Origin of the sequence: Novacetimonas pomaceti (assembly GCF_003207955.1) — a bacterium.
Lineage (GTDB): Bacteria > Pseudomonadota > Alphaproteobacteria > Acetobacterales > Acetobacteraceae > Novacetimonas > Novacetimonas pomaceti.
In genome coordinates, this window is the sequence record NZ_NOXG01000065.1 from 1 (window position 1) to 3,580 (window position 3,580).

A 3,580-nucleotide genomic window follows, 5' to 3' on the forward strand; every position below is an offset into this window, starting at 1 on the left:
TGGCGGACGAGTTTCAGGATGTGAACCGCGCCCAGTACCTGTGGCTCACGTTGCTTGGCAGGACGTCTGGTGAACTGTTCTGCGTGGGTGATGATTCCCGGAGCATCTTATAAGTTAGTTGGAATACATCGGCTTGAATCTATACCTTCGTGTCGCAAAGGGAGGGTACGATGCCTGAGCCTAAATGGTCACGATATCCGCAGGTTTCTGAGAACTCTCAAGGATGCTTATGGCTTTCGTTGCTCGACAATCTTGGCCGTTCGCCCGCTACCATAGACGCCTATGCCAGAGGTCTGGAACAGTATCTGTTTTTTTGTGAGGCAGCAGGTGTTGCTCCTGAGGCAGCAACTTTGAGTCATGTTTCACTATTTGTAAGGTATTTACGTGGAGAAGACGTTCCTTTCCTATCCACTCGCGCTGCTGTGAGCAATGCTACGCTTCATCAGCGCCTGTCCGCCGTCCGACTTTGGTATGATCATTTGGTCTTTGAAGGAATCAAACATCGAAATCCGGTGCCGCGAGGGCAGGCGGTTGTAGGGCGCGGCCCACTCTCGGAGCATGTCGGGTTCAGGTATGGTTTGGTACGTCGTTCCAAATTACTGCCATATTTGCCATCTGACGAAGAATGGGCTCGCTTGCAAGAAATAGTCGCACAGGAAACAGTCAGAAATCGCCTCATGTTCGCCTTGGCCTACTATGGCGCACTGCGCCGAGAAGAGTTAGTAGGTTTGAGGGTGTCGGATATTGACCCTGCGAGACGTCTCCTCACTATTCGGGCTGAGACGAGTAAAAGTGCACACGCTCGAGTGGTTTGTTACTCAGCAGTGATTTGTCCTGTGTTGGCAGTGTATTTACATCGTCGACGCGGTGCGACAACCCATTCAGGTGCCTTGTTTCTGTCTGAGTCAGATCGAAACTTTCGACAGCCCATAACGAAGTGGTCATGGAGCAAAACTGTCAGATGTCTTGCCCTTCAAGCCGGCATACCGGCGTTCAGTACTCATACCTTGAGACATCTGAGACTGACGCACCTGGCCCGGTCAGGCTGGCGTCTGCACGATATCGCAACGTATGCCGGACACCGCAATGTTCAAAGTACGACACTTTATATCCATCTATCTGGTGAAGATCTTCTCCGTAAAATCGCACACTCGGTCGAACAGATGGATATGAATCTTGGTAACAGGGTCTTCGGAGGATAGAACAGTGGCCGAATATCAGGTTTCTCAGAGCCTGTTTGGAAAGTCATGGATGAGCGTTTCTTCGGATGAGATTGGCCCCCATGGCGACGAAGATCATGGCCTGTGAGACATCGATGCGGCGCTCGTAATCGCGCACGAGGCGTCGCCAGCGGGTCATCCAACCGAACGTCCGTTCGACGACCCAGCGTCGGGACAGAACCTCGAAGCCTTTAGCCCCGTTACGGCGGCGGATGATCTCGACGACGAACTCCAGATAAGCCGCCTTGTCCATCAGTTGGAGGCGGTCATAGGCGCCATCGGCAAACAGGTGCTTCACCCAGGGCCAGCGTTTACGGATCGCATCCAGGATCATCTGTGCGCCTGCGCTGTCGGAGATGTCGGCCGGTGTCAGGTTGAGCATCAGCAGGCGCCCGTCCGTATCGACGGCGATATGCCGCTTGCGCCCGACCACTTTCTTGCCGGCGTCATAACCCCTTGTCTTTGCATGAGGCGCCTTGACGCTTTGGCTGTCGATCACCCCGGCCGACAGAGGTGATGTTGTGGACGGCCCCCGCACGAAATGTGCGAGGATGACATCGTCACCGTCTGCAACGCATGGAGCCACCTATGGGAACGATTTCGACGATTGGCCTCGACCTGGCCAAGAATGTTTTTCAGGTGCATGGGATCGATAGTCTTGGGAACATTCTCGTACGCCGTCGCTTACGGCGCGGTGAAGTTCTCCGGTTTTTCGAAACACTCCCACCATGCCTGGTCGGTATGGAAGCGTGTGGCACGTCGCATTACTGGGCGCGCTCAATTGCGGCTTTCGGACATACGGTCAGGATGATGCCGCCGGTCTATGTGAAGCCCTACGTCAAGCGGGGTAAAACTGATGCCGCTGACGCCGAGGCGATCTGCGAGGCAGTGACCCGCCCGACGATGCGCTTCGTGCCAGTCAAGTCACCGGCTCAGCAGGCAGCGTTGCTTCAGCACAAGACGAGGGATTTGCTGGTGCGTCAAAGAACCATGCAGGTCAATGCCCTGCGGGGGCACCTTGCCGAGTTCGGTATTATATCGGCAGCTGGCGTCGCGGGCCTGAACCAGATGATTACATTGCTGCATGCGGAGCAGGAAATGTTGCCCGAGCCCGCTCGGAAACTGTTTCAGGAAATTGTCGCGCATCTGCGGGCTCTTGAGCAACGCATCGACGATATCGAGAAGCAGATCGTCGCGGAACATCGGGCAAGCAGTGTCAGCCGTCGGTTGGCTGGCATTCCCGGTATCGGCCCGATCACTGCCAGCGCGATCGTCGCGGCCGTTCCGGATGCCTCGACTTTCCGGTCAGGCCGTCAATTCGCTGCGTGGCTCGGTCTGACGCCCAAAAGTCACAGCAGTGGTGGCAAGGAACGACAGGTTGGCATCAGCAAACAGGGGGATAGCTATCTCAGACGCCTGCTCGTGCTGGGCGCCACGGCGGTGATCCGTCTTGCACGCAAGGAAAACGCCAGTCGTCAATGGGCTGCAAAGTTGCTCGAGAAGAAGGCGGCGCGTGTCGTATCTGTCGCTCTCGCCAACAAGACTGCCAGGATTGTCTGGGCACTTCTCACAACGGGCGATGCATACAGCGCCAGGAGTGCCTGAAAGAATTCAGAGATTCGCCCTCGTCGAACACCAGAAGCGACGAAGGTGAATGTGCGGAGTGGTTGAGATATGATGGCGAACCGGTCAGGCCGGGGAGAGGATAAACCCGACGGGACCAAGCGCAGCAAAAGCGCGCAGAGGTGATCAGGGATCCAATCCGCGGACTTCATCAGGGCCAGCAGCCCCCGGGCTGCGCAAACAGGCCGGACACATGGCTGCACCCGACCATCAAAGTCATACTTTCCACTTGCATCGTCAGGGCCGTCCACACATGGTCCCCATTTTTCGGACAGGGCGATAAGCTATCATCTGGCCTGAACGAGGACGGGTTTTATGGGCAAGATTACGCGGAAACGGTATGCGGCAGAGTTCAAGTCACGGGTTGCGCTGGAGGCGATCCGTGGGGAACTGACGCTGGCGGAACTGGCTTCGAAACATGGCGTGCATCAGACGATGATCGCCCAATGGAAGCGCCAGGCGATCGAAGGCATGGCAAGCCTTTTTTCTGGTAAGTCGGTAACGGAACCTTCAGTCAGCCCTGCTGATGTAGAGAAACTGCACGCCAAGATCGGCCAGTTGCTGGTGGAACGGGATTTTTTGCGGGATGCCTCTGCTCGGTTGGGCGTGATCAGAGGCGGCAGATGATTGACCCGAAGAGAGCATGCCTGCCGATAATCCGGCAATGCACGCTGCTGCAACTCAACCGGTCGGGCGTCTACTATCGGCCTGTGCCACAGAGCGAAGCCAATCTGGAG

General features: G+C 56.3%; 3 protein-coding genes and 2 pseudogenes. 4 read left to right on the top strand and 1 reads right to left on the bottom strand.

Annotation, left to right across the window (positions count from 1 at the left end):
• The coding region (locus tag CFR71_RS15335) for a UvrD-helicase domain-containing protein (RefSeq protein WP_275405119.1) at window positions 1–113 on the top strand (113 nt) is incomplete at its 5' end.
• Between the two features lie 57 nt (window positions 114–170).
• Window positions 171–1,202 (top strand): tyrosine-type recombinase/integrase, encoded by a 1,032-nt coding sequence (locus CFR71_RS15340; protein ID WP_110532175.1) that lies wholly within the window; start codon window positions 171–173, stop codon window positions 1,200–1,202.
• A 43-nt stretch (window positions 1,203–1,245) separates the two neighbouring features.
• Here CFR71_RS15340 and CFR71_RS15345 read toward each other — a convergent pair.
• Window positions 1,246–1,728: pseudogene (locus tag CFR71_RS15345) on the bottom strand (IS5 family transposase); the annotation flags it as partial.
• An 80-nt stretch (window positions 1,729–1,808) separates the two neighbouring features.
• Here CFR71_RS15345 and CFR71_RS15350 point away from each other — a divergent pair.
• Window positions 1,809–2,825, top strand: coding sequence for an IS110 family RNA-guided transposase (locus tag CFR71_RS15350; RefSeq protein ID WP_110532177.1), 1,017 nt, complete (start codon window positions 1,809–1,811; stop codon window positions 2,823–2,825).
• Window positions 2,826–3,158: 333 nt separating this feature from the next.
• Window positions 3,159–3,580, top strand: a pseudogene (locus CFR71_RS15355) (transposase); the annotation flags it as partial.

What these genes read in the sequence shown, in the direction of transcription:
- CFR71_RS15340 (WP_110532175.1), top strand. Translation starts at nt 171, where the DNA reads ATGCCTGAGCCTAAATGGTCACGATATCCGCAGGTTTCTGAGAACTCT.
- CFR71_RS15350 (WP_110532177.1), top strand. Translation starts at nt 1,809, where the DNA reads ATGGGAACGATTTCGACGATTGGCCTCGACCTGGCCAAGAATGTTTTT.